Source organism: Clostridium rhizosphaerae, from assembly GCF_016765585.1.
In the GTDB taxonomy this organism is placed as follows: Bacteria; Bacillota; Clostridia; order Clostridiales; family Clostridiaceae; genus Clostridium_AT; species Clostridium_AT rhizosphaerae.
Map to the genome: position 1 here is coordinate 711,656 of NZ_JAESWC010000002.1, position 25,964 is coordinate 737,619.

Below are 25,964 nucleotides of genomic sequence, written 5' to 3' on the forward strand. Positions count from 1 at the left end.
TACCATATAATATATTACCGCTAGCTTCCTCTTATTACTGTCTTCGTATAATTCTAATAAAAAAAATACAGATTTGTTAATATCAAATCTGTATCAGGTTAAATTTACTAATCTATATTCATTTTTATTAGTTTATCTATAAATTTCAAAGCATCTCCCGGTTCGTCATCAACAAGTTTATATAGACCTTCTCCTTCTGGAGCCGGATAATAATAGCTTAAGTTATTACCTTCGTCAACATTTTCAATAACTCCAAGTACTGCTGGCTTCCATCCATTTTCTATAAGCCTATCAAAAATATTATCTTTTGTTATAATTTCAACAGATTGCGGATTAAAGCTTTTGTTCCAAAGGTTACTCCATCCATCTCCAAAATTAAACTCCGGCTTATCATGAAGACTCAGCTCCTCTTCAGTGTAAAGTTCGCCTTTCATCTCACTAATTCTAATTTTACCAAAGATTTTTATTATATAACTGTATTTAAACTTCCCTTTTACTCTTGTGTAAAGCTTATCTTTCTCTTCTATCTTCCACCCGCCTTTTATAAGCTGCGGATCTGTAAAAGCTGTAGTTAACTTTACCCTAAAACTTACTGCTTTCATTAGTTTATATCTCCTTTTTATCACAACTTAATACAACAATATTTTACCACATTATATTATAAACTTTACTAATATACTTATAAATTTATTAACAAATTTTAATTACTAAGCATAATATGTAATGTAATCTTTTTTAAAGGAGTATAGTATGTACAACGACGATTATCGTGATCCTGAGCAATTAAATGAAAATGATTATTATGATGAAATTGATGAATCAGGTGATGAATACTTTAGAGATGAAGAAGCTGACGAATTTGTTGAGTTCACTCCACCTTACGGATGTCCATTTTATCGTCAACAGTTTCCAGGAGGCTTTATGCCGCCTAGACCACCTTTTGGTCCTCCAGGAGGAGGCCCTGGCGGATTCCCAGGCGGACCTGGAAATTTTCCTGGGGGCCCTGGCGGAGGTCAAGGCGGAGCACCCCAAGGCCCACCACCAAACTTTACTCCATCTAAGTCACAGGCTAAGAGTCTTAGTTCAGCAGGCGGACCTTCTGCTTTGGCAGTTGATGCCAGATCTTTAAGGCCTTGCTTGTTTAGATTTACTTACCTATGGCTTAGAAACGGAAATTCTTTTTGGGCTTTTCTAACCTTTGTTGGTAGAAGGTCTGTTGCAGGGTTTAGATGGAACGGCAGAAGATGGGTATACTTTGGAATCGACACAAATAGAATAGATTTCTTTATATGTTATTAATTATTTGTAGGAAAAAGCATGCCTAATTACATCTATTTTAGAGGGTGAGGCTGTATGCCTACTCTGTCTGTAGACAGAAATCCAGAGGATTCCGAAGCTCCTAAAACTAGACCTCCAAACTTTTTGCCTGATAAAGATAAAGCCCATGCCTTAGGCTTTACTAAAACGCCCGGAACAAATACAGTTGCCTCAGCTACTGTAGTACCTTGTCAAAACAAATTAACTTATATATGGTTGAATAACGGAAGAACTTTTTGGTCAAAACCTATACAAATAAATCAAGGTAATATAGTCTGCTGGGTATGGATTAACTCAAAATGGATATCGCAAACAATAAATTTAAAAGATATTGATACTTTCATATGTGAATGGTTTTAATGCAATAAAAAAAGATATGCTTTGGTATATTTCAACCTTAGCATATCTTCTTTTATTACTGCTTTTTAAACAGCTTCATTGTCTCTCTTTCTTCTGCCAGTTACCATTAATGCTCCACCAAGTACTGCAATTAATGCACCTAAATCAAGCATTACAGCAAAATCAATTGGTGAACCAGTCTTAGGAAGACTTGGTGCTGCTGATTTTTCCATTACAAAGTAATCACTACAGTGATTAGTTGTGAATGTAATATATCCATCAGCGTCAACTGTAACATCAGTAATTATCTCATATGTGTTCTTATCAGCATAATATCTGTTAATATAAACAGCTTTATTTGCCCAATCCTTACCTATGAATACTTTAACTGTTGCAGTTCCTGGAAGAGGTCCATCATAGTTGAAGGAGAATGGAACTATAGCTACATCCTTTCCAACAACAGCCTTTATTTTAGCTTCTTCTTTGTTCTTTAATTCAGCAGAAACTGTTTTTAAGGAAAGATCTATATCCGCTGTAACATCTGATGTAATATCTTTTCCATTAAATGTCCAAGTTACTCCATCTCTTTGGAACACTATAGTTTTATCTTGTCCTTTGATAGCGTTGAATATATCTTTGCTAACTTTTGAATTAGTAGTTATATCAACAGTTACTTTTGAACCAGCTGCTGTATTCTTAACAGCATTTACAACACTAGCTGAATCCTTATTATCTACAACTTGTGGTTGATCCACTTGCTGTGTTACTGCTGTAGTGTAAATCTTCCAATTGTTTGCATTTGTTGGAGTTATTGTTTTGTTATATTGAACATATTTGAACATCATATTTCTTACTTGTCCATCATCTCCAAGAGCCTTAGCTGAATCATAGTAAGTTGCAGCTATTGTAGCAGCACTTCCTGGTGTTAATCCAGCTGCAGCCATAAATCCTCCACCGCCATTGTATCTATAGTTGTTTATTGCAACTTTGAATACATCGGTATCTTTTACAAGCTTCCCATTAACTTTAAGATTCTTTATTCTATTTCCCGAAGTAACTAATCCCTTAGCATCTGTTGTGCAAGCTGGTTGAGTTAAATCAATATCATATGTTGCTCCAAATAATTGATCTAAGTTGTAATCAGCAATATTTAGTACAGGATCCTTAACTATTGAATCATTAGGATTTGTTGTTTGTTTGTAGTATCTTACTGACCATTCCATCCAGTTCTTAAGCTGCTTTCCAGTCATATTTACTCCAAACAGGAAGTTTTCAAATACATAAACCCCCATTATATCCTGTCTCTTTATATCTCCTTGAGGAACTTTTGCTGTTAAACTTAGTGGAGCGGCAATTGAAAGTTGTGCCTTGGCTCCATCCATTTGAACTTTGTTTACAAGTTCCATTATTGTTGAAGGTTCAGTTAATTGCTTTGTTCCCTCAAATGCAGCTGTAGCTTTTCCTATAACTGTATTAGTATAAGCAAGCGTAGCATCCTGATATGGTTTAGCTAACGCTAGTATAGCTGGGTCTGCAACTGTATCTGTAGGTAATGTAACATCAAATCCAAGTAAATTAACTAGATTTCCATCAGCGTCGAAATTAAGGTCTATCTGGCTAATTATTCCGTCGCCATTCTTTGGTTCTACCACTGTTACAACTTTTCCATCCGGATTTGTAAAGGAATAAGTTTTACCAGTATGAGTGTGTCCTGCAAGAATTGCATCTATTCCAGATACTTGCTTAGCTACTGCATCAACTTGGTTTTCTGGAATTACATCACTTGCGCTGGCAACTCCACTGTGAGCTGAAACTATAACATAGTCACATTTTTCAGCATTTTTCAATACTGGAACCCATTTCTTTGCTTCATCTACTAAATCGTTAAATTGTAATCCTGCATAGTGAGCTGGATCTTCCCAGCTTGGCACTGTCTTTGTAGTAAGTCCAAGTACCCCAACCTTAACTGGTTTTCCACTTACAGTAAAGTTTTTAGTAACATATGGCTTTACAAAGTTTGTCTTATCTGATGTATTGTATATATTAGCTGATAATACGTCAATTCCTTCTTTGCTAGCATCTTTTATAATTCTATTTAATGTAGTAAGTCCATAATTGAATTCGTGGTTTCCTAGAGTCCATGAATCATAACCCATAGCTCCCATAACCTTCATCATTGGGTATTCAGTAGTTTGATCTATCATATTATAGTAATATACAAGTGGAGTTCCCTGTATTGTATCTCCATTGTCTATTAACATAGTATTTGGATTTGCAGCTCTCAAACCATTCATGTATGTTGAAACTCTAGCAAGTCCAACATTTGCTGCCAATCCAGTATTGTAATCCATCGGATATATAGCACCATGTACGTCTGAAGTTCCAACAATAGAGATTGTTGTTACTGGAGATTTAGCATTAACTATTCTTTGATCCATAACAACACTAACTGTCTTTTTAGCTCTGATATCTGCTAAAAATGCATCTCTAGCTAAGACATGTGTAGCAACTAAAGTTGCTTTTACAGCTGGATCTGTAAAGGCAGTAAATTTGTCTCCGCCCGTCAAAACATAGTCAGGACCAGCCAAAGTTAATGTACCGAATATAGGTGATCCATCTTCCTTAGTTATCTTATAAACTCTGTCTGAACTAGGTCTTGCAGGATCATAATAAAACTTAATTCCTGAAACTTGTATCCCATTGCCGCCATCCATAACAGCTTGTTCAAGAATAGCTTTTAATTGAGCATAATTAACTTTAACTGTATTAATTTCATTATCAAAAGGAGCAAAGTTAAATACTTGTCCTACAGTTATGTCACCTTTGCTAAAGTCGCATCTTAAGCCACCATTGTTAGCTACACCAATATCAGCCTTAGCACTGTTCTTTACTACATCAGATGCCCAGTTTCCAAGCTGTGATTCTCCATAAGGTTTTGCTACTTGAGTCCTGTTCAAATCCTCTGAAATATTTCCAACAACCACACTAAAGGTTGGTCCTAATTTAACATTAGCATCATCAACTATAGCTTTGACATCAGCATCAGCAACAGGATTTGCTGCTTTATATCCATTTGCATTTGCATTATCTAATGCTATATAGTCACTAGCACTTGGTGTTGGAAAACTAACTGTACCATCCGCATGAACAGTCATCTTAGCATCAATAATTCCCTTACCGTTTGACTTAGCAATATAGATTGGCATGCCATTTGAAGAGGATGCATGCACTTCAGTATGTGAGTGACCACCGAAAACTGCACTAACTACACCGACTAATCCATTAGCTATATCTTCTACTTTACCAGATATAGGTCCATTAGTGTTAGGAATATCTTTTCCATTAACATTGGTTACATCCTTATCAACATCGTTCCCCTCATGTATATCTGCAATAATAACATCAGCAAGATGATTATCTTTAATTTCTTTAGCAACTGAAGTGATTTCTGTAACTGGATTAGTAACATTATAGTTTCCAACCAAAGATGGCATTACAATATTTGGTAAATCCGTGGTGATTGCACCGATTACCGCAATTCTAACTCCGTCTTTAGTAATAATCTTGTATGGGTCATAAACTCTCTTATTTGTTCTCTTATCATATAAGTTAGAACATATTATTGAATAGTTTGCACCCTTCATTGTTATGTTGTTAATTGTATCTAGTCCACCCCAGTCAAATTCATGGTTACCTAAAGCAGTTACTTCCAAACCAATAATGTTCATTACTTGCTGAACTGGTATCCCTTGAAGTACATTTGACATTGGTGTTCCTTGATATAAGTCTCCTCCACCTATAATCAATGTTCTATCAGGATTGTTCTTTTTAATATTTTTTACATTTTGAGCCAAAACAGCTCCGACTGGAAGTTGAGCTGTATCAGTAGTTGTAAGCTGTCCATGAAAATCTGTTATTTCGACTATGTCGAAGACCTTATCTCCTGCAGCAGCTTTAACTTTGCTAAAACCACCAAGTCCTGTTAGATTAGATAAAGTTAATGCTAAAGTTAATGCTAAGCTTAGTGTTTTAAAACTTTTCCTTTTTAACAATCAGGTTCCCCCCTTAATTAATTTTAATATCTGCACAAGAAGGCTAAGAATAGTATGGTATGCTGTTAGATGCTTGTCTACTTTTTATCCATACACCTCCTTACATTCAACTATCTTCCAATGCACGTTCAATTATACAACTTTTTAAATTTTGTGTAAATATACAAAATTCTCATTATATAGTTAATTATTTTTAACATTCGTTAATTAACGTTTACATTTTTTTAAAAAAAGTTAATACAATTAAATTTTCACTACTTTATCCGAATAATATACATATATGCTTTATCTATCATTCGTCCGTATACCGTTTACATTTTGTTAACAAAAAATAAAATATACGTATGTATTTGAAACAAGACTATTACTTGTTCGAAAATTGTAGATTATTAGGTTAAAATATATTTTCGCAAATATATTTTATAATATCAAAAAAAATAAAAACCCTGTAGGTTTTATCCTACAGGGCACACAACGCTTAGATTATCTTCTGAATCCTCTATTGTTGTTTCTTTCAGCTTTTCTAGCTCTTCTGCAATCAGGGCATCTTTGTGGTTCGTTTTCGAATCCCTTTTCTTTGTAGAAAGCTTGCTCGCCTTCAGTAAATACGAATTCTTTTCCGCAATCTTTGCAATTTAAATTCTTATCTGCCATTTCAACATTCCTCCTTATAAAAAATTTTAGATTTAAAAATTAGATAACAATGGATTCCTATAAAAGAGGAACTGTTGTTTCAATTTAAATCTTGTAGTAAAAATCAACATAATTTTTACTACTTATTAATATTACCATGTTTCAAAATATTATTCAATAGTTATTTGAAATTATTTAGCAGCTTTTTCTACTTTAATGCTCTTACCTTTTATAGTAGCGCTTTTCAGTCCTTCTAATACTAAATTACCCTTTCCATCTAAAATATCTACATAGGAATGGTTATCCTGAATGTCTATAATACCGATATTATCTGGGCTTACCCCCTGAATGCTTGTGATTGCTCCAACAATATCTCCTGCTCTTAGCTTTTTCTTTTTTCCAGCACCAATATAAAGCTTAGTTATTTCTTTATTTAGCTTAGCACCTTTATCGGCTTTTATCTGAGGCTTTTGTGAATTCTTTTCATCAAAGGATTTTTTAGCGTTATCCGCTTCATCTTCTGTTGGAATTTTGCCTCTTGGTATTTCATAAGCTAAATAATCTTCAATTTCTTTAAGATATCTGTTTTCTGCAGATATCTTAAAAGTTACTGCCTTCCCCTTCTTTCCTGCACGTCCCGTTCTTCCTATTCTATGCACATAGCTTTCTTTTTCTACTGGCACATCATAATTAACAATAAGTGATAGGCTTTCAACATCAATTCCTCTAGCAGCAACATCTGTAGCTGCTAGAAATCTAAACTCTCCTTTCTTAAAACTGTTCATCACCTTTAGCCTGTCTTCCTGCATTAGTCCGCCATGGAGTCTTTCAACCTTCACGCCTGTATCCTGCAGCTTTTCATATACCTTATCTACATTTTCCTTTGTACTGCAAAATATAATGCAGCTGTCTGGGTTTTCTATATACATTATTCTCTTAAGAAGTTCAAACTTAAATTTCTCATCTACTTCATACAACACTTGTTCAATATTGTTTTTTGATTCATTATCAGTTTCTATTTCGATTTTTTCTGGATTAATCATATACTTTTGACACAAGCTTTCAATTTCCTCTGGCATTGTTGCAGAAAACAGCATGGTAACTCTGTTTTTAGGAAGAAGCTTTATAATTTCCTCTACTTGATCAATAAAGCCCATATTAAGCATTTTATCAGCCTCGTCGATAACTAAGTATTTTATTTCCTCAACAGATAAATAGTTTCTGTCTATAAGATCTTTAGTTCTTCCAGGTGTGCCTACAACTACATGTACTCTTTGTTTAAGTTCTCTTACTTGAACTTCTACAGGCTGTTTCCCAAATACAGCTGCGCATCTTATCCTTTTGAATCTCCCAAAGTTAGTTATGTCCTCTTTAACCTGTACACATAGTTCTCTCGTGGGTGTCAAAATAAGAGCTTTAGGGTTTTTAACCTCTAGATCTATGTTGCTGCAAATAGGGATTCCAAAAGCACCTGTTTTGCCGCTTCCTGTTTTGGATTTTACTACTAGATCTTTATTTAAAAGTGCGAGAGCAATTACTTCCTCCTGGACTTTGGTTGGATTTTTAAAACCCAGTAAATTTAATGCCTTAAGAATTTCTTCACTTAAATTATAATCTTTAAAATCATTCATTTTTTATACCTCATTAGTTTAGTCTTAATAATATAATTGACATTTATTAAATATAAATTCATATAAATCACAATAACTCTCTTTTACGTTAACCACAACTATATTATTATAATAGTCTTTTGTTATTAAAGCAAAATAATATGGGCTATAAAAGTATACTTATATAATTTACTTCTATAGTCCATATTATAATCTTAATATAAGCTAGGCAATATAATAATTTGACAGCTGTCTACAAAACCTCCATCTTCTGTTTTAACAGTAATAGTGGTAACTCCAAAGCGTTTTGCTGATATTACTAAAGTATTGTCTTTAGCTTTTATATCGGCTAAATTTGAATTATCTATAGTCCAAACCAAGTTTTTGTTTGTTGCATTTTCAGGATTTATATTAGCTATTAGCTTAGATGTCTGTTTACTTGTCATTATCAAAGAATGTTTATTAAGCTTAACTGACTTTACTGCTACGTTTTCTACTGGAACAGCTTCTACATTTACAACAGCTGATGCTGTATAACCGCCTTCATCAGTTGTAACTGTGATAGTTGCTGAACCGACTGTTTTTCCTGTCACCTTTCCATCTATATCTACATAAGCAACCTCAGTATTGCTGCTTGTAAATTTTACACCTTTGTTTTCAGCGTTTTCCGGAAGCACCTTTGCTATTAAGGTTTCGCTTTCATTTTGTTTTATGGTTAGTGCATTTTTATTAAGTTCAACTCCAGCTACTGGCACATAAGCTGTTACATTACATGTCGCAGTATATCCGCCATCTTCTGCTGCAGCTGTAATAATCGCTTTCCCTGCATTATTAAGCTTCACTAATCCGTTTGTAACAGTTGCTACATCTTGATTACTTGTTGTCCAAATTACTTTTTTATTTGAAGCATTATCCGGAGTAACTGTCGCTGATAAATTAAATTCACTTCCAACAGCTGCTTTAACTTCAGATTTATTTAAGCTTATACCCGTTACTTTTATTTCTTGTACTATATTAGTACTTTGTCCAGCTGTAACTTTATACGTTCCTGGTAAATCTGTTTTCTTTTCTCCATTCTTACCATAAATACTTATACTATAATTTGCTCCTTCTTTAACTGCAATTTTTACTTTTTTATCTGTTTCAACCTGTGCAGTTCCTATTATGTCCTCACCATCGATAACTGCTGCTGCATCTCCAGTTTCTGCTGTCACTGTTCCTTCTATAAATCCATAGCCAGAACTCATGGAAGTAACATATAGTGTATCAGCCTTACTGCTGTTTCCAGAAACTCTTGCTCTTATTCCCATTTGACCATCATTTGGAAGCTTAGTTGCCTTTGCAGTTACAGCTATTGGCGGAGTTCCATTTACTGTTGCATATGCATTTCCTGCAGACCATACTCCATCTTGTTTAATTGCACCTACTTGAGTTCCTCCATTTCTATAGTAAATTCCAAGCTGTGGATTAGTTACTGTTCCACCTATAATCACAGCAAAAGGTTCACTGCCATAAATATATATAGGAGCTAAAGTTAAAATAGGGCTTCCACTTGCAGGCGGGGTTGTTCCTCCACCTCCAGTTGCTGTACCAAAAGGTGCTCCATATGAACCTGCTGCATAATTATCAGTATTCCAAGAATCTACAGTTGGATTACTCCAAGGTGCTCCTTTATCAGGATCTGTCATTTCTTCTAAAGCCATAGGTGTAGGTGTTGCTATGCCTTTTGTATGACCACCATTTCCAAAACCAACATAGCTAATACTAGAATCAGAAAGCCAATTAACAATATTAATAGAAAGTTGAGCTGCATTACCTGCACTTGTCCAGCCTGCATGAAGTGATTTTGTTGAGCCGTCCTTTTCATTTTTATATTTTGCTGTAGCATCTTCTATAGGTGAAGAATCTCCTATGAAGGCAGCCCTTCCAGCACTTGGCTTTGATATAGCAACATATGCTCCTTCATTTTCTCCTCCAAAGTAAATTCCTTTGTCTACAGCACTTCCCCATTTTGCAGCCTTATCAGTGTTTGAAAGATAAACTATTCCCTTTGCTATATTAGGATTTGTTATAGCAAGAGTTGAACTTGCAGCCATTAATACTGGAGAAACACCTTTTGTTAAGCCTTCTGTCTCACCTTCTGGCTTAACTCCTGTTGCGCCGCTTTTAAAATCAATTGCATTAAATCTAAAGCGCAGTCCAAAGTTTTCTGAAAGCCAGCCTTTGGTCCCATCTTTAGGATTTCTCATATCTCCATAAAGACCATCCATAATATATTGACTTCCATCAAATCTATTGTATCCATTATAAACTTCAGTGCCGTCCCAAGTATTGCAATTTCTGTCCGCATTATAGTGATCACCTATAAAATAAATACCCTTACCTGAATCAACAAACTTTTTTAAAGCTTCTCTTTCTGAAAACCTTAATGGTCTGTTTGCTTCTGCAGTTACAAAAACATCTGCATCCTTTATGGCATCATAGGTTATTATCGCTTCATTTTTATCCGTTTGTGTTCCCTCTTCCTCAGCCTTCAAGCTTCTGTCATCGAAAAACCTTATTGCTCCATCCTTATCCTTATCAATTCCTCTATATTCCCTTACAGTGTAGCCCTCTTTTACTAAAGCATCTGCAAAATCTGAAAAACCTCCATCTAATACCCAGTCTGCCTGACCAGCTGTATTTTGATGTGAATTATCAAATAGAACCAGCTTACCGTTATTTTTAGATCCTTCTGCTGGTTTCTTTTCTGGAATTGTATTATTCCATTGATAAGGTGCTGCAGCTTCAGCACTAGCTTGTATAGCTTTTGTAAAGGATAACCCGCTTAACTGTAGAATTACTAAAAATATTGATAGAACTATTGCATTTATCTTTTTAAAGTTCCTATTTTTCATGTTTTTCTCCTTACATTTTATATTTTGTATAAAGAGCACAGCTTTTTTTAGGCTGTGCTCTATAAACTTAAGTTTAGTTTACGAGTAAAGCTTCCGCTTGTGTTAAAGCTGTAAGCTTTCCTGCAAGGCTTGGAAGAACTATAATCTTACAACTATCAGTAAAGTTACCATCTACAGTTCTTACAGTTACAGTAGTTGTTCCAAAATGCACTGGTGTAATTGTAGCTGTATTTCCTATACCTTTTATTTGAGCAATACTATTATCTTGAATTGTCCAAATGACATCCTTAAAGGTCGCATTACTTGGATTTATCGCAGCTATAAGCTTACTTGTCTGACTGCTGGTCATTATAATAGAACTGCTATTTAACTTAACTGACTTAACTGCTACTTTCTGAACTTCTACATTTGCTTTTGCAGTGTATCCACCGTCTTCAGTTGTTGCTGTAATAATAGCTGTTCCAGGAAGAATTCCAGTTACCACACCATTATCATCAACTGTTGCAATAGATTCATTGCTGCTCTTCCAAGCAACCTTCTTATTTGTCGCATTATCTGGATTAACAGAAGCAACTAAAGCAGCAGTAGTTCCTGTTTTTATTGTTATTAAAGTTTTATCAAGCTTAACTCCTGTTACTGGAACCACATTAGTCACTGGTGTAGCACTAATCTTCCAGTTATTGCTGTTAGTTGGAGATATTGTTCCATTATCTTGAACATACTTGAACATCATATTTCTTACCTGTCCGTCATCTCCAAGAGCCTTAGCTGAGTCATAGTAGGTTGCAGCTGTGGTTGCAGCACTTCCTGGTATCAAGCCTGCTGCTGCCATGAAGCCGCCGCCGCCGTTGTATCTATAGTTATTGATAGCAACCTTAAATACATCTGTATCCTTAACCAATTTTCCGTTGAACTTGAGATTCTTTATTCTGCTGCCTGATACTACTAGTCCTGTTGAGTCAGTTGTACAAGCTGGTTGTGATAAGTCTATATCATAGATTGCTCCATACAATTGATCAAGATTGTAATCAGCGATATTTAATACTGGATCCTTAACTATTGGATCACTTGCATTTGTTGTTTGTTTGTAATATCTTACTGACCATTCCATCCAGTTTTTAAGCTGCTTTCCAGTCATGTTTACTCCAAAGAGGAAGTTTTCGTAAACATATACTCCCATGATATCCTGTCTCTTGATATCACCCTGAGGAATTCTTGCTGAAGCACTTAATGGAGCTGCTATTGAAAGCTCTGATCCTGCTGCGCTAGTTTGAACCTTGTTTATAAGTTCCATGATAGCAGTTGGTCCAGTTGTCTGTCCTGCGCCTGTGAATTCTCCAGTTGACTTTCCTATTACAGTATTTGTATATTCGAGCGTCTTATCTTGATATGGCTGAGCTACTGCAAGTATAGCTGGGTCTGCAACTAATGTATTATCTTTTGATGTATCTACATTCTTTGCATTTATTCCTGCTAAATTTCCATCTACGTCAATACTAATGTCTATCTGGCTGAATATTCCATCACCATTCTTAGGTTCAACGATAGTTACATTCCTGCCATCAGGGTTAGTGTATGTGTAAGTTTTTCCTGCATGAGCATGACCTGCAAGAATGGCATCTATCCCTGAAACATTTTTAGCTATAAGATCTGCTTGATTTTCTGGAATTGTATCACTTGCACCACTTACTCCTGTATGTGCGGCAACTATTACTACATCACACTTTTCTGTATTTCTCATTACTGGAACCCATTTCTGAGCTTCGGTTACTAGGTCGTTAAATTGTAATCCTGCATAATGTGCTGGATCTTCCCAACTTGGTATTGTCTTAGTTGTTAAACCAAGCACACCAACTTTTAAAGTTTTCCCATTTATAGTGAATGTCTTTATGAAATAAGGATTTACGAAGTTTGAATTATCTGCAGTTTTATAAGTGTTTGCTGACAATACGCTAATATTATTTTTATAAGCATCAGCTATAACTCTGTTTAAGGTCTCTAAGCCATAGTTGAATTCATGGTTTCCAAGCGTCCATGAATCATAATGCATAGCACCCATAACCTTCATCATAGGATACTCAGCTGTTTTATCAATCATATTATAGTAGTAAACAAGTGGAGTTCCCTGGATTGTATCTCCGTTGTCTATGAGCATTGTATTTGGATTTGCTGCTCTTAAGTTGTTCATATATGTGGAAATTCTAGCAAGACCAACATTTGCTGCTGCACCGGTATTGTAATCCATTGGATATATTGCTCCATGAAGATCTGATGTTCCTACTATTGAAATTGTTTCTGGCTTAGCTTGTGCTACAGGCGTAGTACTAATCTTCCAGTTATTGCTGTTAGTTGGAGATATTGTTCCGTTATCCTGAACGTATTTGAACATCATGTTTCTTACCTGTCCATCATCACCAAGAGCCTTAGCTGAATCATAGTAGGTTGCAGCTGTAGTTGCAGCACTTCCTGGTATCAAGCCTGCTGCTGCCATGAAGCCGCCGCCGCCGTTGTATCTGTAGTTATTTATAGCAACCTTGAAAGTATCTGTATCATTTACTAACTTACCGTTAACTCTAAGATTCTTTATTCTGTTGCCTGAAACTACTAACCCACTTGCATCAGCTGTGCATGCTGGTTGTGACAGGTCTATATCATAGGTTGCACCGTATAATTGGTCAAGGTTGTAATCAGCGATATTTAGTACCGGATCCTTAACTATAGAATCGCCTGCACCAGCTGTCTGCTTATAATATCTTACTGACCACTCCATCCAATTTTTAAGCTGCTTTCCAGTCATGTTTACTCCAAAGAGGAAGTTTTCGTAAACATATACTCCCATGATATCCTGTCTCTTGATATCACCCTGAGGAATTCTTGCTGAAGCACTCAGTGGAGCTGCTATTGAAAGCTCTGATCCTGCTGCGCTAGTTTGAACCTTATTTATAAGTTCCATGATAGCAGTTGGCCCAGTTGTCTGTCCTGCTCCTGTGAATTCTCCAGTAGACTTTCCTATTACTGTATTTGTATAAGCAAGGGTTGCGTCCTGGTATGGCTTAGCTAGTGATAGTATATTAGGATCTGCAACCAAGGTGTTATCCTTAGAAGTATCAACATTGTATGCACTAAGTCCAGTGTAATTTCCCTGTGCATCAATGTTCAGGTCTATTCTGCTGAATATGCCGTCGCCATTTTTAGGTTCAACGATGGTTACATTCTTGCCATCAGGGTTACCATAAGTGTAAGTTTTTCCTGCATGTGCATGACCAGCTAGTATAGCATCAATACCAGAAACCTGCTTAGCTATTAAATCAGCTTGATTTTCTGGAATTGTGTCGCTTGCACCACTTACTCCAGTATGAGCAGCTACTATAACAACATCACACTTTTCAGTATTTCTCATAACTGGAACCCATTTCTGAGCCTCAGCCACTAGGTCATTGAACTGTAAACCTGCATAATGTGCCGGATCTTCCCAGCTTGGTATTGTCTTAGTTGTTAGTCCAAGAATACCTACTCTTGTTCTGTGACCATTTACTACTAAATCTTTATAGTAGTATGGTCTAACAAAATTAGTATTATCAGCATTGTTATAGGTATTTGCTGATAAAACAGTAATATTGTTTTTATTTGCATCAGCTATAACTCTGTTTAAAGTTTCTAAACCATAATTGAATTCATGGTTTCCAAGTGTCCATGAATCGTAGTGCATTGCGCCCATAACCTTCATCATAGGATATTCCGCAGTTTTATCGATCATATTATAGTAATAAACAAGAGGAGTTCCTTGGATTGTATCTCCATTGTCTATAAGCATTGTATAAGGATTTGATGCTCTTAGATTATTCATGTATGTGGAGATTCTAGCAAGTCCTACATTAGTTGCAGCACCTGTATTATAATCCATTGGATATATTGCTCCATGAAGGTCTGAGGTTCCTATTATTGATATAGTAGCTCCAGTTGGTGCTTGGGTAGTTTTTACAACATCTGCAGCACTATCAACTGCCAGTTCCATAGTTGTTCCATAGCAGGTAACTGCACCTGTTACGTCAACTACATCTCCAACAACAAGACCAGTCACTGTCGGCATCTTGTATATATTGATACTTCCAGTTGAATCATGTGCCATTGTAGCGCCAGCATTGTCTATGCTGTCGATGGTCAGGCCCTTTAATTGAACTAACTGACCTTGAATCTGGTTAGTAACACCATTTACTGTAACTACTTTTGGAGCTACGGCATTTCCAGAACTTACTAAAACAACGTTAGCAGCTGATGTGGGTGTTACCTCTAACAGGCCGTTGAAAGTTGACAAGTTACCTGTTACTTTAATCTTATCACCCTTCTTAGCACTGAATACCTTACCGCCTGAGTTGTAAACACATATTCCAGCGGTATCATCCTGCATAAATACGTTATAGCCATTAACTGCAGAAACTGTTCCTGTTAGAATAACTGCTGTCTTAGTTGTTGTTCTAGCTTCTGCTATGCTCATAGCTGTAGGAGCTACAACCGCCATTTGATTATCTATTCTATTATTCATAACAACAGTTATTTTGTCCTTTGCTCTTACATCAGCATTAAGTGCATCTCTAACTGTGTAATGTGAATCTACAAGAGTAGAAGCTATTGAAGGCACTAGGAAGCCTGTGAAAGTATCTCCGCCAGTTGCTACGAAATCTGGAGCGGCAACCTTTAGAATATCTGCATCCTTTACTGGTGTATTATCACTTTCTCTAGTTATACTCTGAACTCTTTGTCCAAGTACTTCAGGTGAAGTTATTGTTCCATCAGCAGCAACTACTGCTGGTTTATAGGATGGCTTTGTTGAGTCATATACGAACTTAACACCAGAAATTTGAATTCCTTTTCCATTATCCTGAACAGCCTGCTCAAGCAAATACTTCAATTGAGCACCTGTCATGGTTACGTTGCAAACAGTATTGTCAAAAGGCATAAGATTGAATATTGTACCAACAGTTATGTCTCCAGCAGGTACAGGGCTCAATCTTATCCCACCGTTATTAACCATACCTACATCGGCATTTGCATAGTTTTTAACAACATCGGCCATCCAGTTTCCAAGCTGCGACTCTCCATAGGGTGAATCAACCTGATCCTTAGTATAGGCAACGTCATCATGACCAATCACTTCGTTGAATATAGGCAGAAGTGCAGCACTAGCGTCGTCAACTATCTTCTTGCAATCAGGATCTGTTGGTGATGTAGTCGTAGCAGTAAACGAGTTCCAATTGCTGCCTTTGCTTGAGTAGGTAAGAGCCTTTGTAGTACCATCCATAGTTATTTTGAAATCAATATAGCCTTTTCCGCTTGAAGCTGCATTTAGAGTAGGAACGTCTTTTCCATCAGCATCTTTGTTTACACCATCATAAGTAGTATGAGTATGTCCTCCAAACACTGCATCTACTCCGTGCAAGTTATTTACTATGGTGTTTAATGAATCTCCACCGTCGTGTATAACTGCCAGAACTATATCAGCTTTATTATTATCTCTGATTTCTTTGGCTGCAGCATTAACTTCTGTTGCTACATCCCTGAAATCATAATCTTTAACATTAGCAGGAAGAATTATCGTTGGAGCATCTTTTAAAATAGCACCTATTACAGCTATCCTTACTCCATCCTTAGTTACTATCTTATAAGGATTAAATGTTCTTGTGTTTGTTCCCTTATTATACATGTTTGCGCTGACTATTTCATAGTTGGCACCAGTCATGGTTTTATTTATAATCGTATTAAGTCCCCAGTCAAACTCATGGTTTCCAAGAGCTGTTACCTCCATGCCGATATTTGACATAACTTGTTGAACGGGTACACCTTGCAACACATTTGATGTTGGTGTTCCTTGATATAAGTCTCCACCGCCAATTATAAGTGTTCTGTCCGGATTTGAAGCCTTAACTTGCTTAACTAAGTATGCAAGTCCTGCTCCTACAGGCTTAGTATTTGTAGAATCAAGAAGTTGTCCATGAAAATCTGTGATTTCTACTATATCAAAGGTTTTGTTTGTTGGAGGTGCATTAGCAGTAACAGTCACTACACATAAAGATTTAAAGCCGCCATCTTCAGTAGTTGCTGTTATTGTAGCTTTTCCTTCGCTAACACCTTTAACTAACCCGTTAGTTACTATTGCTACAGCCGGATTATCTGTAGACCAGGTAATATTTTTATTGCTGGCATTTGAAGGTAATACTGTTGCTGTTAGCTGAGAAGTTTCGCCCGGTTTAAGGCTTAGGGTGTTTTTATCTAAAGTTGCTCCTGTAACGTTTACAGGTGCTGACACAGCCTCTTGTGTTATAACCACATCATCAAGTGATAAATTACCAACTGACTTTGTATATGTGAATCTTATTTGCTTTGTAGAACTATCCAAGATGTAAGTCTTAGTGGTACCAGTAGTAGGTAATGGCTTAATATCTTCAACTGATGACCAAGTAGTTCCATCTGACTTTTCCACAAATAAATGAGAATTGGTATCAGTGCTTTGCCCTTTTATCCAAAAGGATAAAGCAGCTTGTGATGTTAAATTAAAACTTGGAGATACTAACTGATTATTACTTGCTGCAAATTTGAGTGATGGTGATGTCTTGCCATAGTTTCCTGTAGTAGTATAGGTACCTACAGTGCCGATAAATGTCCAGTTAGCTGGTGCTACATTTGTAACTCCGTCAAATCCTTCATTTAATACAGTTAGAGTTTCCGCCTTAGCAATCTGCAACGGCCCCATTCCTATAAAGTTTGAAATAATCAAAGCAAGTGTCATTACCCAGCTGAGAATTTTAAACTTTTTCGTTTTTATCAATTAAATTCCCCCCATTATATAACTCTTTGAGTTATACCTTAAAATTATAGTTTATTGCGCAAGGATCATGATGTCATTTTTAAGAATTGAATAGATAAACCTCCCTTCTATTCAGTTTTTAAGGTACTAATATTTTATTGCTTTATCATTATAATAATTCCATATATTGTAAGTATATTTATTTCAATTTTTATTAATATTACATAACTTATGTAAATATTTTGTAATATTTTATAAAACAAAAACCTACAGAATTTGTTCTGTAGGTAAGCTATATAAAAAGTATTAATAATATATTTACTCTCTATATAATAAAATTATAAACTTTTATAGTTTTAGTTTAGCTAGAGCCTCTGCTAATGCTGAATTCATTGGCTCGTTATTAGCTTTATTCTGTTGCTTCAAAAAATTTGAAACATCCTTTTTATTTACTTTGCTGCTTTCATTCTTCTTTCTCTCATTAAAGGCAGAGAGCTTTTCTCTATATCCGCAGCTGCATATAAATATTTGTCCTTCACCCTCACCACGCAGCTCTAATTTTTTATGACACTCCGGACATCTTGCATTTGTTATCTTAGCAACACCCTTTCTGTAGCCGCATTCTCTATCCTGGCACACAAGCATCTTGCCTTTTTTTCCGTTTACTTCAAGCATATATTTACCGCACTCTGGACATTTAGTTCTAGTAAGGTTGTCGTGCCTGAATTTTTCTTCACTATTTTTTATTTCATTTACAACTTCCTTCGCATAACTTCTCATTTCATTAATAAATTCCTGCTTATTGAGTGTACCTTTTGCTATTGCTCCAAGCTTCATCTCCCATTGTGCTGTAAGCTCTGGTGACTTAAGCTCTTCTGGAACCAGCTCCAAAAGCTGTCTTCCCTTAGAAGTAAGGTGAATATCTTTTCCTTTCTTCTCTAATAAGAAAGTGTTAAATAGTTTTTCTATTATATCAGCTCTAGTTGCAACTGTTCCCAGCCCTCCTGTTTCGCCTAACGTCTTAGCAAGCTCTTTATCACTGCTATTCATATATCTTACTGGATTTTCCATAGCAGAAAGCAGTGTTGCTTCATTAAAATAAGCAGGTGGCTTTGTTTCACCCTTTGTTTGAGTCAAAGAGTTTATCTTAAGCCTATCTCCTTTATTTATATTAGGTAAAAGCTGTTCCTTAAGTCCATGTTCCTCTTCATCTTCATCAAACCTGTTTTCATAGACTTCTTTCCAACCCATAGAAGAAACAACCTTACCTTTTGCAATAAATTGTTCTTCTCCTATTTGAGCCTTTATTGAAGTTTCTTCGTATTCGAAAGGAGGATATAAAACTGCTAAAAATCTTTTAGCAACTAAATCATATATTTTTCTTTCTTTATCATTTAAAGAACTAAGCTGCACCGTCTCCTCAGTTGGAATAATAGCATGGTGATCTGATACCTTGCTGTTATCTACAAAGGACTTGTTTGCTTTTATTGGTTCTCTTAAAAGCCTCACAGCTAACTTAGAATAAGGTCCAACACCGCAGGCTTTAATTCTATCTTTTAAAGTATCAACTATATCTGTAGATATAAATCTTGAATCAGTTCTTGGATAAGTCAATACCTTATGATGCTCATACAGCTTCTGCATTATTGAAAGTGTTTCCTTTGCAGAGAAGCCAAATATCTTATTTGCATCTCTTTGAAGTTCTGTTAAGTCATAAAGCTGTGGTGAAAAACTTTTTTTATGAGTTTTGTTTACTTCAATTATCTGAGCTTCTTTTCCTTTTATAGAACTAAGTGTTTTATCACACTTTTCCTTATCAAAGGTTCTTGTATCTTTGCTCCTTGTATCCTGCCAGGTTAATTTAATACCTTCAGCAGCTGCTGTAATACCATAGAAAGTCTTAGACTTAAAATTTTTAATTTCTTCTTCCCTCTTTGCGATAATAGCAATAGTAGGAGTTTGAACTCTTCCACAGGATAACTGTGCATTGAACTTACAGGTTAATGCACGAGTTGCATTAATTCCAACTAACCAATCTGCCTCTGAGCGCGCTACTGCACTGTGATAAAGGTTTTCATAATCCTTACCAGGTTTAAGCTTACTAAAACCTTCTTTAATAGCCTTATCGGTTACAGAAGATATCCATAACCTTTTAACTTTTTTTCTTACATTTGCTTTTTCAATTATCCATCTTGCAACAAGTTCTCCTTCTCTCCCAGCATCTGTAGCTATTATAATTTCTTCCACATCTTTTCTATGCATTTGTTCCCTAACTACAGAAAATTGTCTTGAACTTTCCTTTATAACTACCAGCTTTAGATGTTCAGGAAGCATTGGTAAATCTTCTATTCTCCAAGATTTGTATCTCTCATCATAATTTTCAGGATCAGCTAGGGTTACTAAGTGCCCAAGTGCCCAAGTTACTATATATTTATCACCTTCTAAATAACCATTGCCCTGCTTTCTGCAATTTAAAACCCTTGCTATATCTCTTGCTACAGAAGGTTTTTCTGCAAGTACTAATATTTTATTCATTAAGCTTCAATTCCTTTCAATCAATCTAACCACATAAAAATAAGGATAGTTAATAGAATCTCTATCCTTATGCTTTACTTATTATAACACATTTAAGTTGGTTATTCTTCACCTCGTAATATTCTTTCTATATTTTCCTTATGTCTCACTACTATAAAAATACAGGCTATAACACTCCCAATTTTTATTATAATTGAATAGTTAAGGCAAAAGCATGTTATTACAATTGCTATACTCGCTATAATAGATCTTCTTGACGCAGCCTTAAAAAAAATATTTAATAATGCAAAAACTGCAGCCCCAACTAATACAGGAACTGGCTCTATTAAAAGAAGAGAGCCTGCTGTTGTAGCAACGCCTTTTCCTTTTGCATTCTTCATAAAGGGCATAGTGTCGTGACCTGTTATAGCTAAAAGAGCACTTAAAACATAGATCAAATCTTTATTTACAGGTAAATTTATAAATTTTGTTAACTTCATTGCTACAAGTACCGGAAGCAATCCTTTTAGAATGTCACCTAGGCCTGTACAAAAATATATTAAGTAACTTTGTATTTTACTGTTTCCTGCCCTTTTGCCATTTGTACCGCCTATATTTCCACTTCCTATCATCCTAAGATCTTTTCCTGTAAATAGCTTTACAACAATATAAGCTGTCGGTATGGAACCTAGTAAAAATGAAAATACAAATAAGAATAAAATTAAAAAGTAGTCCATTTTTTTCTCCTTATAATAGCTTATAACTTTATATATATAATATATCATATTTTGACAAGCCTATCCTCATTTGTTAAACTTATTTTGGACTTATAAGATATATCACGGAGGTTAATATGAAAAAAATATACGGAATTATGTATGCACTGCTTTCTTCTGCCGCCTTTGGTCTTATGCCTATATTTGCAAAAACTATGTATAACAGCGGCAGCAATACCTTTACAGTACTTAGCTTTAGATTTTTACTAGCTTCATTAATGCTTTATATTTACTTCTTAATATTTAAAATTGATTTTAAGGTTAATAAAAAACAGTTTTTAATTCTATTTTCTATAGGAATTTTAGGTTATACTTCAACTGGGTTGACCTTATTTTATTCTTATAACTATATTTCAGTTGGACTTGCTACTACAATGCATTTTATTTACCCAGCAGTAGTTATAATACTAAATTATTTAATCTATAAAGAAAAATTCACAAAACATAAAGCAGCCGCACTTATAATTTCAATGGCTGGAGTTTATGTTTTAATCGGAATTAAAACACAAGGAATTCATTTTGGAGGAGCTCTATTAGCTCTTCTTTCTGGCTTTACTTATGCTGGCTGCGTAATGGGTATGAATCATAAGGCTATTAAAGGCTTAAGCAATCTAGTTACAGTTTTTTATTTTTCAATTTCTGCTGGTATTTCCCTATTAATAATTACACTCTTGAGCGGAAAGTTTTATTTCCCAGTAAACGCTTTATCAATAACATCTATAATTGGAATTTCATTAATTTCAACAATAATTTCCATCGGATTATTTGTTAAAGCATTAAAGATAATAGGCCCTTCTTCAACTTCAATACTTGGAACTTTTGAGCCTATTGTCAGCATAATTATGGGTATTATTTTATTTAATGAAAAAATAACCTTCCCCTTAATCCTAGGCACTATTTTTATACTTCTTTCTGTTGTTATTTTGGCAAAAGAAAAATAAGATTATGAAAGCTGTTCATAAGTATAATGCAATAAAGGAACAGCTTTTATTATTTATCATATATATATAATTTTCCATTGCTCGCCTTAATAAAACCTCTCCCCTTAAACCCCTTTTTTCTAAGCATCTTTTGTATTTCATAAAGAGTCCCTGCATGGCTTACTATAAGAATATTACTTTTAGGATCATTTTCTTCAATTATAGTATTCAAAATATCATTTATCCTCTCCAAGGTTTTAATTCTTTTCTCAGGCTGAGATACATGATTTCTTATCCATGCAAATCTGCCAACTATAGCCCAAACCTGATACGGTATTTTAAATTTAAAATTTGCCCAGGCTGCTGTTGGAATTTCTATAAGCTTATTCGAGGTAATAATCTCCCCATGGTAAATAGTCTTAGCTGTGGTGATAGCTCTTGGAAGACTGCTGCAATAGCACTTTTCCCAATATTCATCGACTACTAGCTCATTAGCTATGACTGCTGCTTTATCATAATCATAAACGTGTTTGTTAAATTCTTCTGCTGTCATAAATCTTTTTCTTTTTAAATCCACTTTAAAATGTCTTACTAATCCTATTCTCATAAAATTCTCGACCTTTCTTAATGTAAATTCTATATATATAATTTACATTATTAATTATAGTATACCTAAAGAAAAAAGATAAAGCCTAAGCCTTATCTTATTATTACATATATATGTCTGAAAACTCTATATTTAGGCTCTTATCAAACTTTGACTCTGGAACTTCCTTGTAAATAATATTGCTATTTGCTTTATCTGAATCTACAGTTTTTAAAGGAAGCTTTATAATAAATTCTGTGCCCTCTCCAAGTTTGCTTCTAGCCTCAATTTTACCACCATGCATTTCTACTAAAGACTTCACCAGAGAAAGTCCTATGCCGCTTCCTTCACTTCTTCTTGTCATAGATTTATCAACTTGGGCAAAACGCTCAAAAACAAATTCTAATTTATCCTCTGGTATACCTATCCCTGTATCCTTTACTGAAATCTCAACAAACTTTTCTCTGTCATAAACATTCACATCTATACTTCCACCTTCGTTAGTAAACTTTACAGCATTAGAAAGTATATTTAGCATAATTCTTTCAAGCTTTTCCTCATCATAGCAGATTATTCTTTCTTCAACTTCTGTGTCAAATGTAATAGTTATGTTTTTAGATTTAATATATTCTGCTACAGATTGAGTTATTTCTTCAACAGCATAAACGATGTTTCCATTAACTAGATTTAAATTAATATATCCCCCATTTACCTTTGTCATATCTATTAGATTATTTATAAGCCTTAAAAGTCTTAGAGAATTTTGATTCATAATGCTTAAATAGTACTTTATTCTCTCTTCACCCATATTTGTGCTGCTATCTAAAGTTCCCATAAGTTGAATAGTGCTGCAAATTACATTTAAAGGAGTTCTAAGCTCATGAGATAAGTTAGTAAAAAATTCCGTTCTAAGCTTGTCATACTCCATAAGTTCTTCAACTTTTTTGTTGCTTTCCTTATTCTTCTCATTAAGGCTTTCAACTTGACTATTAGCCGCTGCAATATCTTGTGCAAGCTTGAGCTCCTGACTTACTGATTGCTTAAGAGATATTAAAGTATTTATTCTAGCATTGAGCTCATGTTTGTTAAAAGGCTTTACTAAGTAATCATTAGCACCGCACTCAAAAGAAACTACTAAATTTTCAAGCCTGTTATCTGCAGTCATAATTAAAATCGGAAGCTCAAACAAGGAATATTTTTCTCTAATAAAGTTACAAACCTCATAACCTAGTAAATCCGGCATCATCATATCTAAAATGACTAAGTCAAAATCCTCTTGTTCTTCTATTATCTTTAAAGCCTCTTTTCCATTAAAAGCATTAACTATTGAAAACCTATCCCCTTTAAGAAAACCTTCTAAAACTTTATGATTTACATATTCATCATCAACAATGAGTATCTTACTCTTTTTATCTGTATTATCATAATATTTAACCATTGCATCTTTATTATCATCTATAAAATTACTATAATTCTCATTTTGCTTATAATTATCAAAGAAGGATTTTTCATCAATTACATTCTGGTCTTCACTGCATAATGGAAGAGTAAAAGTAAATCTGCTTCCTTCACCTTCTTTAGAAAAAACATGAATACTCCCCCCGTGAAGCTCTATTAAATTTTTTGTAATATAAAGCCCAAGTCCAGTACCTCCATACTTCTCTCCAATGCCTTCCGCCTGCTCATAAATATTAAATATTTTATTAAGCTTATCCTTGGGTATTCCTATTCCCGTATCTTCTACACAAATTTCTATATGGTTATTTATTATTTTATACGAAATAGTTATTTTTCCTTTATGAGTAAACTTTATTGCATTTCCTATTAAATTATAGAAAATTTGCTGTACTCTGTCTTCATCGCCAAAAACAAATGGTGCATCTTCACCAACAAAATTATCAATTTTTATGTTTTTATTAATATTTAAAACATCAGAAAATCTAATCACTATATCTATTGCCTTTTTAACACTAACTGGTCTTTTACAAAGTATTATGTTGCCGTTTTTAAGTTTTGAAAAAATCATAATATCATTAACCAAATTTGACAACCGCTTTGCACTATTATTTATCAGTAATAAGTCTTCCTTTTGATTATAATTAAATGTAGCATTTTCTTTTATTAAGCTTTCAGATAATCCAATAATTCCATTCAAAGGTGTTTTAAGTTCATGGGAAGTCATAGCCAGAAAGTCGTCCTTTAGGCTGTTTAAGGATTTTAATTTTTCGCTCATGTCCTCAACATTTGAAAGAGCAATAGACTGTCTTTCTGCCAAAATAAAAGAGCTGCACACAACAAATATAAGTGTTCCTAAAGGAGCAAAAGAGCCAGTTAATATTATGCTGTATTCATATAATATATCATTTATTCTAGTTAAGAGCAGTGAAAAAAGAGCTACTACTATAACATGATCACTTTGATTTCCAAAAACATAAACCTTAGAAACTTTATAAATTAAATATATCAAAAGCAGCATAGTTAGTACTTCAAAGGGAAGTATCAAATCTGAGTAGTACTTCCAAGGACTTAAAAGCACTAATATTCCGTAAATATAAGCTGAATATTTTGTAAGTTTTATTATTGTTTTAGATAGAATACCTTTATAAAACTCATTTATAAAAAATACAATTAAGGGAACGTACAGATAAAACGTCCAGTGCATTATTTTTCCTGAAACAAAATAACTAAAGCTAGGAAAAATAGAAATAAAAAATCTTTCACCTAAAAATAGGGTTCTTACTGCAACTATCAAGCATACTATAGCAAAATACAAAGTTGACTTGTCCTTTTTTCTTTTAAAAAACAATCCAAGATTATATATAGCTGCAACAAAAGTTCCTCCAAATATAAACAAATCAAAAGCAAGCTTTTTGTTATTGAATTTATTTATCTGCGAATATCCGCCAATTGATATATTATCTATATAGCTGTATTTTGAGTAAAAATTACTTACTTGAAGAGTTAAATCGATCTCTCCATTCTTAGCATATAATCCTCCTGACTTTGGCATAAGCTGAGGCACCATAAGATTTTTATCTTCACCAACAGTCCCAACAGACATAACCTCTTCCCCATTAGCCCAAAGCTTATAGGCACTTTGTAAAAAATCTATCCTTATTGAATAAATATCTGTTTTATCATCTACAAGTATTTTCAGCCTATAGGTACCGTATCCGCTGTTTTCAAAATACCCTGGTATAAAATTATATTTTTTATCAAAATGAACATCTTCTTTGAAATCATCAGGCAGTAATAATTTATTATTATAATATTCCCATTCACCTTGAAGCTTAACAATACCATCCTTATTAAAATCCCAGCCTCTTAAATCTATTACTCCTGCTCTTGCATTTATTGCAACCTTTTTAGAATCACCCACACTTGAACTATATTTTATTAATACTGTTAAAAAAACTATAACCAAAATAAGCATTGTAAAAAGCTTTATTAAATTGTGTCTAATTTGTTTCATTAGCAACCTCTCAAAATATGTAAATTATATTACTTATATTAGACAT

General features: G+C 34.4%; 13 protein-coding genes. 3 read left to right on the plus strand and 10 right to left on the minus strand.

Features of this window, described 5'->3' with window-relative positions:
* Window positions 1-107 precede the first annotated feature (107 nt).
* Window positions 108-602: a hypothetical protein gene (locus tag JK636_RS06610; RefSeq protein WP_202748045.1), complete on the minus strand. Its 495-nt coding sequence runs from the start codon at window positions 600-602 to the stop codon at window positions 108-110.
* 148 nt (window positions 603-750) lie between these two features.
* On the opposite strand from JK636_RS06610, the gene JK636_RS06615 reads away from it, so the two are divergent.
* Both JK636_RS06615 and JK636_RS06620 read left to right on the plus strand, forming a co-directional pair.
* Entirely contained in the window at window positions 751-1,299 is a 549-nt protein-coding gene (locus tag JK636_RS06615; protein WP_243428130.1) for a hypothetical protein, read from the plus strand.
* Window positions 1,300-1,353: 54 nt separating this feature from the next.
* The gene (locus tag JK636_RS06620) at window positions 1,354-1,677 is read left to right on the plus strand and encodes a hypothetical protein (RefSeq protein ID WP_202748046.1); all 324 of its coding nucleotides are present in this window, start codon (window positions 1,354-1,356) and stop codon (window positions 1,675-1,677) included.
* A 65-nt stretch (window positions 1,678-1,742) separates the two neighbouring features.
* Here the strand turns inward: JK636_RS06620 and JK636_RS06625 are convergent, their stop codons facing one another.
* The 7 genes from JK636_RS06625 to JK636_RS06655 form a co-directional block, all read right to left on the minus strand.
* Window positions 1,743-5,708 (minus strand): 5'-nucleotidase C-terminal domain-containing protein, encoded by a 3,966-nt coding sequence (locus tag JK636_RS06625; protein ID WP_202748047.1) that lies wholly within the window; start codon window positions 5,706-5,708, stop codon window positions 1,743-1,745.
* 483 nt (window positions 5,709-6,191) lie between these two features.
* Window positions 6,192-6,362, minus strand: a complete 171-nt coding sequence (locus tag JK636_RS06630) for a zinc-ribbon domain-containing protein (protein ID WP_021657560.1) — start codon at window positions 6,360-6,362, stop codon at window positions 6,192-6,194.
* Between the two features lie 170 nt (window positions 6,363-6,532).
* Window positions 6,533-7,972: a DEAD/DEAH box helicase gene (locus JK636_RS06635; RefSeq protein ID WP_202748048.1), complete on the minus strand. Its 1,440-nt coding sequence runs from the start codon at window positions 7,970-7,972 to the stop codon at window positions 6,533-6,535.
* 194 nt (window positions 7,973-8,166) lie between these two features.
* Window positions 8,167-10,848: an Ig-like domain-containing protein gene (locus tag JK636_RS06640; RefSeq protein ID WP_202748049.1), complete on the minus strand. Its 2,682-nt coding sequence runs from the start codon at window positions 10,846-10,848 to the stop codon at window positions 8,167-8,169.
* A gap of 73 nt (window positions 10,849-10,921) precedes the next feature.
* On the minus strand, window positions 10,922-17,671 hold the full coding sequence (locus tag JK636_RS23575; RefSeq protein ID WP_202748050.1) for a 5'-nucleotidase C-terminal domain-containing protein: 6,750 nt from the start codon (window positions 17,669-17,671) through the stop codon (window positions 10,922-10,924).
* Between the two features lie 327 nt (window positions 17,672-17,998).
* On the minus strand, window positions 17,999-20,185 hold the full coding sequence (gene topB, locus JK636_RS06650; protein ID WP_202748051.1) for a DNA topoisomerase III: 2,187 nt from the start codon (window positions 20,183-20,185) through the stop codon (window positions 17,999-18,001).
* 101 nt (window positions 20,186-20,286) lie between these two features.
* Entirely contained in the window at window positions 20,287-20,901 is a 615-nt protein-coding gene (locus tag JK636_RS06655) for a glycerol-3-phosphate acyltransferase (RefSeq protein ID WP_202748052.1), read from the minus strand.
* A 116-nt stretch (window positions 20,902-21,017) separates the two neighbouring features.
* Here JK636_RS06655 and JK636_RS06660 point away from each other — a divergent pair, with 116 nt between their 5' ends.
* Entirely contained in the window at window positions 21,018-21,881 is an 864-nt protein-coding gene (locus JK636_RS06660) for a DMT family transporter (RefSeq protein WP_202748053.1), read from the plus strand.
* A 49-nt stretch (window positions 21,882-21,930) separates the two neighbouring features.
* Here JK636_RS06660 and JK636_RS06665 read toward each other — a convergent pair whose 3' ends face one another.
* Together JK636_RS06665 and JK636_RS06670 are read right to left on the minus strand one after the other, a co-directional pair.
* On the minus strand, window positions 21,931-22,467 hold the full coding sequence (locus tag JK636_RS06665) for a histidine phosphatase family protein (protein ID WP_202748054.1): 537 nt from the start codon (window positions 22,465-22,467) through the stop codon (window positions 21,931-21,933).
* Between the two features lie 103 nt (window positions 22,468-22,570).
* Window positions 22,571-25,918 carry an ATP-binding protein gene (locus JK636_RS06670; protein WP_202748055.1) on the minus strand — a complete coding sequence of 1,116 codons (3,348 nt, stop codon included), beginning with the start codon at window positions 25,916-25,918 and terminating at the stop codon, window positions 22,571-22,573.
* Window positions 25,919-25,964 lie beyond the last annotated feature (46 nt).

Bases quoted from the DNA above. Each gene is read 5' to 3' on its own strand.
- JK636_RS06610 (WP_202748045.1), bottom strand. From the start codon at position 602: ATGAAAGCAGTAAGTTTTAGGGTAAAGTTAACTACAGCTTTTACAGAT.
- JK636_RS06615 (WP_243428130.1), top strand. From the start codon at position 751: ATGTACAACGACGATTATCGTGATCCTGAGCAATTAAATGAAAATGAT.
- JK636_RS06620 (WP_202748046.1), top strand. From the start codon at position 1,354: ATGCCTACTCTGTCTGTAGACAGAAATCCAGAGGATTCCGAAGCTCCT.
- JK636_RS06630 (WP_021657560.1), bottom strand. From the start codon at position 6,362: ATGGCAGATAAGAATTTAAATTGCAAAGATTGCGGAAAAGAATTCGTA.
- JK636_RS06635 (WP_202748048.1), bottom strand. From the start codon at position 7,972: ATGAATGATTTTAAAGATTATAATTTAAGTGAAGAAATTCTTAAGGCA.
- JK636_RS06640 (WP_202748049.1), bottom strand. From the start codon at position 10,848: ATGAAAAATAGGAACTTTAAAAAGATAAATGCAATAGTTCTATCAATA.
- topB (WP_202748051.1), bottom strand. From the start codon at position 20,185: ATGAATAAAATATTAGTACTTGCAGAAAAACCTTCTGTAGCAAGAGAT.
- JK636_RS06655 (WP_202748052.1), bottom strand. From the start codon at position 20,901: ATGGACTACTTTTTAATTTTATTCTTATTTGTATTTTCATTTTTACTA.
- JK636_RS06660 (WP_202748053.1), top strand. From the start codon at position 21,018: ATGAAAAAAATATACGGAATTATGTATGCACTGCTTTCTTCTGCCGCC.
- JK636_RS06665 (WP_202748054.1), bottom strand. From the start codon at position 22,467: ATGAGAATAGGATTAGTAAGACATTTTAAAGTGGATTTAAAAAGAAAA.
- JK636_RS06670 (WP_202748055.1), bottom strand. From the start codon at position 25,918: ATGAAACAAATTAGACACAATTTAATAAAGCTTTTTACAATGCTTATT.